We start from the raw sequence: 5,235 nt of genomic DNA on the forward strand, positions 1-5,235 counted from the left end.
AGGCGGTCACGGAAAAACGCGGCAGCTTCCGCGGCTGGACCCTGCTGCTGGCGATCGCGGCGTTTTCGCTGTCGCTGCTGGGCACCTTCCTGGTGCGCTCGGGCGTGCTGACCAGCGTGCATGCCTTTGCTTCGGACCCGGAGCGCGGCATGTTCATCCTGGCCTTCCTGGTCATCGTGATCGGCGGTTCGCTGCTGCTGTATGCCCTGCGCGCGCCGAAGCTCGAAACCGGCAAGCCCTTCGCGGCTTCCTCGCGCGAAACCTTCCTGCTGGCCAACAACCTGCTGCTGACCGCGGCCGCGGCGATGATCCTGCTCGGCACGCTGTACCCGCTGCTGGCCGATGCGCTGGACCTGGGCAAGATTTCGGTGGGCCCGCCCTACTTCGGCCTGTTGTTCATCCTGCTGATGGCGCCGCTGGTGGCGCTGGTGCCCTTCGGCCCGCTGATGCGCTGGCAGCGCGAAGACCTGGCGCAGCCGGTGCGCTGGCTGGCGCCCTGGGCGGCGCTGGCGGTGGTGGTCGGCATCATCGTGTTTTTCGCCTGGCCCAACGGCACGGCCAAGACTGCCGTCGGCCTGCTCGGTGCGGTCTGGATCCTGGCCGGTACGGCGCGTTTTGCCTGGCAGCGCCTGCGTTCGACCAGCAAGGGCGCACGTTTCACCGCCGAAATGACCGGCATGCTGCTGGCGCACGCCGGCATCGGCATCTTCGTGGCCGGCGTCTTCATCACCGAATCGACCAGCATCGAACGTGACGTCGCCGCGCGGCCGGGCCAGGTGTTCGAACTGCGTGGTTACGACTTCGCCTTCGAGGGCGTGGAAAAACACCAGGGCCCGAACTACCTCGCCGACCGCGGCACCGTGGTGGTGTCGCGCGACGGCCGCGAAATCGCGGTCATGCATCCGGAAAAACGCGCCTACGCCGCCGGTGGCCAGGTGATGACCGAAGCCGCGCTGCACGGTGGCCTGCACCGCGACCTGTACGTGGCGCTGGGCGAACCGCTGGACCAGAGCGGCGGCTGGGCGCTGCGCCTGTACGTCAAACCCTGGATCCGGCTGATCTGGTTGGGTTCGCTGTTCATGGCCGCGGGTGGTTTCGTGGTGGTGTTCGACCGCCGCTTCCGCCGCCCGGCCACGCCGGGAGCGCCCGCATGATGAACCGACTGCTGCCGCTGCTGGCCTTCGCCGCGCTGGCCCTGCTTCTGGGCGTGGGCGTGATGATGAACTCGGGCAAGGACACCAGCGCGATCCCTTCGCCGCTGATCGGCAAGATGGCGCCACAGTTCGCGCTGCCGGTGCTCGACGAACCCGACCGCATCATCACCCGCGACGACCTGCTGGGCGAACCCTACCTGCTCAATGTCTGGGGCAGCTGGTGCCCGGCCTGCCGCGACGAACACCCGGTGATCACCGACCTGGCCGAGTCCGGCCGGATCCGCGTCATCGGCTATGACTACAAGGACGAAGCCGACGACGCGCGCCGCTGGCTGCAGCAGTTCGGCAATCCCTATGCGCTGGTGATCACCGATGTCGAAGGCCGCGCCGCGCTCGACTGGGGCATCTACGGCGCGCCCGAGACCTTCCTGGTCGATGCCGAAGGCTTCATCCGCTGGAAGTTCGTCGGCCCGCTGACGCCCGAGGTGGTGCAGACACAGCTGCTGCCCGTGCTGGAGTCGCTGGAATGAGGGCCTGGCTGCTGGGCCTGCTGCTGGTGCTGTCGCTGGGCGCCGCCGCCTTCGAACCCATTGAATTCCGCGACGCCGCCGAAGAGGCCCGCTTCCGCGACCTGGCGGCGGAGCTGCGCTGCGTGATGTGCCAGAACCAGTCGCTGGCCGACTCCGACGCCCAGATCGCCCACGACCTGCGCCTGCAGGTGCTGGAACTGATGCGCGAAGGCAAGACCGACGACGAAATCAAGGATTACCTGGTCGCGCGTTACAGCGAATTCGTGCTCTACAGCCCGCCGGTGCGTCCCGCCACCTGGCTGCTCTGGTTCGGCCCCGCCGCGCTGCTGTTGGGCGGCGCCGTCGTGGTGGTGGTGGTGGTGAAGCGCCGCTCGCGCCAGGCGCCCGCGGAAACGATCCCCGACGACAGGCAGGAGTGGTGACGATGACGGTTTTCGTGCTGGCCTCCCTGGCCGTCGTGCTGGTGCTGGTGGCCCTGGCCCTGCGTCCGCTCTGGTCCGGCGCCCGCCGCAGCGCGCTGGCCCTGGCCCTGGCCCTGGGTGTGGGCACCGCCGGCCTGTACCTGCTGCTGGGTACGCCCGACGCGCTGGACCCGGCCCAGGTCAAGGCCCCGGAAACCCTGGAAGAAGCCATCGTGCAGCTCGAACGCCGCCTGGCCGACGAACCGGGCAGCGTCGAAGGCTGGGTGCTGCTGGGCCGCAGCCACGCCGCCCAGGGCAACTGGACCGGCGCGGCCGACGCCTTCGGCAAGGCCCAGGCCCTGCTGCCCGAAGAACCCGACCTGATGGTCGAACTGGCCGATGCCCGCATGCGCGCCGCGCCCGACGGCCGCTTCCCGGCCGACGCCGTGGCCCTGCTTGAACGCGCGGTGCAGCTGCGCCCGGACCACCAGCGCGCGCTGTTTTACCTGGGCGCCCAGCAGCTGCAGGCCGGCAGCCCGGCCGAAGCCGCCGCCACCTGGGGCCGCCTGCTGCCGCTGGTCGATGAGAACACCGCCAAGGCCCTGCGCCCGCAGCTGGACATGGCGCGCGAACAGGCCGGCCTGCCGCCGCTCGAGCCGGCGCCGGAGGCCGCGGCCGGCCCCAGCCTGGCCGTCACCGTCGAGCTTGATCCGGCCCTGGCCGACCAGCTGGCGCCGGGCGCCACCCTCTACGTCTTCGCGCGCACGCTTGAAGGCGGCCTGCCGGTGGCGGTGAAACGCCTGCCGGCCGGATCGTTCCCGGTCACGGTGTCCCTGTCGGACGCCGACGGCCTGATGCCGGCGCAGAAGCTTTCCGGCCAGGCCCGCGTGCGGCTGATGGCGCGCATCTCGCGCTCCGGCGACGCCGGTGCCAGCCCGGGCGACCTGGAAGCCGAGGTCCTTGAGCTGGACGTGGCCGACGGGGCCAATGCGACGCTGGTGATTGCTAAAGTGGTGCAATGAGCGAATCGATCCCGCCGGCCACCCGCTTCGTCGAACTCCCCGGACCCTTCCCCTTCAAGCGCGGCGGCGCGCTTGAAGGCGCGAAACTGGCCTACGAAACCTGGGGCGAACTTTCCCCTGCCCGCGACAACGCCATCCTGATCCTGCCGGGCCTGTCGCCCAACGACCACGCCGCCGCGAACGCCGGCAACCCGGAACCGGGCTGGTGGGAAGCCATGCTGGGCCCGGGCAAGCCGATCGACACCAACCGCTGGTTCGTCGTCTGCGTCAACCCGCTGGGCAGCTGCAAGGGCAGCACCGGCGCGGCCTCGATCAATCCCGGCACCGGCCAGCCCTACCGCCTGGACTTCCCGGACCTTTCGATCGAAGACGGTGCGCGCGCCGCCCGGCACCTGCTGCAGGCGCTGGGCATTGACTGCCTGGCCAGCGTCATCGGCAACTCCATGGGCGGCATGAGCGCGCTGGCGCTGCTGCTGCAGTTCCCCGGCGTCGCGCGTTCGCACATCAACGTCTCCGGCAGCGCCCGCGCGCTGCCCTTCTCGATCGCCATCCGATCGCTGCAGCGCGAAGCCATCCGCCTGGACCCGAACTGGAACCAGGGCCACTACGACGACCACGCCTACCCGGAAAACGGCATGCGCATCGCGCGCAAGCTGGGCGTGGTGACCTATCGTTCGGCGATGGAATGGGACGGCCGCTTCGGCCGCGTGCGCCTGGACAGCGAATGCCGGGAAGACGACCCCTTCGGCCTGGAATTCGAGGTCGAACGTTACCTCGAAGGCCACGCGCGCCGCTTCGTGCGCACCTTCGACCCGAACTGCTACCTGTACCTGAGCCGCTCGATGGACTGGTTCGATGCGGCCGAATACGGCGGTGGCGACGTCATGAAGGCGCTGGCCGGCATCCGCCTCGAGCGCGCCCTGGCCATCGGCGTACACACCGACATCCTGTTCCCGCTGCAGCAGCAGGAACAGGTCGCCGACGGCCTGCGCGCGGGCGGCGCTGATTCCGAATTCCTCGCCCTGGAATCGCCGCAGGGCCACGACGCCTTCCTGGTCGACATCGAGCGTTTCGGGCCCGCGATTGGCGGGTTCCTGGGCAAACTCTAGAAAAGAAAAAAGGCGTGGAGGACTCCACGCCTTCGGTCTGACCGACGCCGGACTTTGCTGCGCCTGCGTCTGCTCTTGGTACCGGTGATAGGACTCGAACCTACACGCCATCGCTGGCAAGGGATTTTGAGTCCCCCGCGTCTACCATTCCGCCACACCGGCACGTGGGCGGCGCGATTATAGCCCAGCGCCGCCTGCCTAGGCGGCTTCGTCCAGGCCCAGCTGGCGCGGCGCCTTGCGGTACCAGCCGTCTTCCTCGGGCTGGAACATCGAACAGCAGGTCAGCGCCTGCTTGTAGATGTGCAGCGAAATCGCCACGTCGTCGGCGCTGGGATTGCGGATGGCGTGGTATTCGTGCGGCGGGATCAGGCTGCCGGCCGAACCGACACCGGCGATCTGGGTGCCGACCGGTTCGAAGCGCACGCGGTCGCCGTCCTGTTCGCGCAGTTCGAACTGGGTGATCTCCAGCTGGACCTGCCAGACGCCTTCCACGCACCAGACGCCGGAATGGTCGTGCACGGGCGTGCCCTGCCCCGGGCCCCAGGTCATGGCGACGACGCTGTAGCCGGACTCTTCGCAGCGGTAAAGCTCGCGGCGGGCGTAATGGTCGGTCACCGGCTCGAACACGCAGGCGGGCAGCGTCACGGCGCGGGTGCGGATGAGCTCGGCCAGGCCGTTGCGGATGCAATCGGTGGTCTCGCGCTGGCAGTCGCTGGACACGGCGCGATCGATCATCGCGAACAGCTTGTCGCAGCCGGGGAAATCGAGGGCCTGCATGGCGGCACCTGGGTGATGTGGACGTGAAGCAAGTTTAGCAGCGCGCGCCGGTACGGGTTTGCGCCCGGTCAAACCGCCTCCGGCCGGGGCCAGGGCCACCAACCGCGGCCGGTCAGCGCGTAACGGTCGGCGGCCTGCTCGAAGCGGTTGTGGTGGCTGATGCCGCCGCAGGCCAGGTAAAGCGGCAGGAACAGCGGCCCCAGCAGCATGGCCTGGTAGACGTGGGCGCGTTCATGGTCGCC

Annotated in this window: 6 protein-coding genes and 1 tRNA gene; 5 read left to right on the plus strand and 2 right to left on the minus strand. The window is 69.3% G+C overall.

Annotated elements, in window-relative coordinates; translation table 11 throughout:
• From AACZ35_RS12085 to AACZ35_RS12105, 5 genes are all read left to right on the plus strand, one after another.
• A partial coding sequence (locus AACZ35_RS12085; protein ID WP_339829641.1) for a cytochrome c-type biogenesis CcmF C-terminal domain-containing protein occupies positions 1-1,154 on the plus strand: 1,154 nt, incomplete at its 5' end.
• Entirely contained in the window at positions 1,154-1,684 is a 531-nt protein-coding gene (locus tag AACZ35_RS12090; protein WP_339829656.1) for a DsbE family thiol:disulfide interchange protein, read from the plus strand. The genes AACZ35_RS12085 and AACZ35_RS12090, both read left to right, overlap by 1 nt.
• Positions 1,681-2,106: a cytochrome c-type biogenesis protein gene (locus AACZ35_RS12095; protein WP_339829643.1), complete on the plus strand. Its 426-nt coding sequence runs from the start codon at positions 1,681-1,683 to the stop codon at positions 2,104-2,106. The genes AACZ35_RS12090 and AACZ35_RS12095 overlap by 4 nt, the downstream gene beginning before the upstream one ends.
• 2 nt (positions 2,107-2,108) lie before the next feature.
• Entirely contained in the window at positions 2,109-3,107 is a 999-nt protein-coding gene (locus AACZ35_RS12100; protein ID WP_339829646.1) for a tetratricopeptide repeat protein, read from the plus strand.
• Positions 3,104-4,216, plus strand: coding sequence for a homoserine O-acetyltransferase (locus AACZ35_RS12105; protein WP_339829650.1), 1,113 nt, complete (start codon positions 3,104-3,106; stop codon positions 4,214-4,216). The genes AACZ35_RS12100 and AACZ35_RS12105 overlap by 4 nt, the downstream gene beginning before the upstream one ends.
• Before the next feature lie 76 nt (positions 4,217-4,292).
• On the opposite strand, the gene AACZ35_RS12110 is transcribed toward AACZ35_RS12105, so the two are convergent.
• A tRNA-Leu gene (locus AACZ35_RS12110) sits at positions 4,293-4,378 on the minus strand.
• Positions 4,379-4,414: 36 nt separating this feature from the next.
• Entirely contained in the window at positions 4,415-4,993 is a 579-nt protein-coding gene (locus tag AACZ35_RS12115) for a cysteine dioxygenase family protein (RefSeq protein ID WP_339829653.1), read from the minus strand.
• Between the last annotated feature and the right edge of the window lie 242 nt (positions 4,994-5,235).

The organism is uncultured Arenimonas sp. (genome assembly GCF_963976025.1).
GTDB lineage: Bacteria > Pseudomonadota > Gammaproteobacteria > Xanthomonadales > Xanthomonadaceae > Arenimonas.

Excerpts from the sequence above, each read along its gene's own strand:
- AACZ35_RS12105 (WP_339829650.1), top strand. The coding sequence starts at position 3,104 with ATGAGCGAATCGATCCCGCCGGCCACCCGCTTCGTCGAACTCCCCGGA.
- AACZ35_RS12090 (WP_339829656.1), top strand. The coding sequence starts at position 1,154 with ATGAACCGACTGCTGCCGCTGCTGGCCTTCGCCGCGCTGGCCCTGCTT.
- AACZ35_RS12100 (WP_339829646.1), top strand. The coding sequence starts at position 2,109 with ATGACGGTTTTCGTGCTGGCCTCCCTGGCCGTCGTGCTGGTGCTGGTG.
- AACZ35_RS12115 (WP_339829653.1), bottom strand. The coding sequence starts at position 4,993 with ATGCAGGCCCTCGATTTCCCCGGCTGCGACAAGCTGTTCGCGATGATC.
- AACZ35_RS12095 (WP_339829643.1), top strand. The coding sequence starts at position 1,681 with ATGAGGGCCTGGCTGCTGGGCCTGCTGCTGGTGCTGTCGCTGGGCGCC.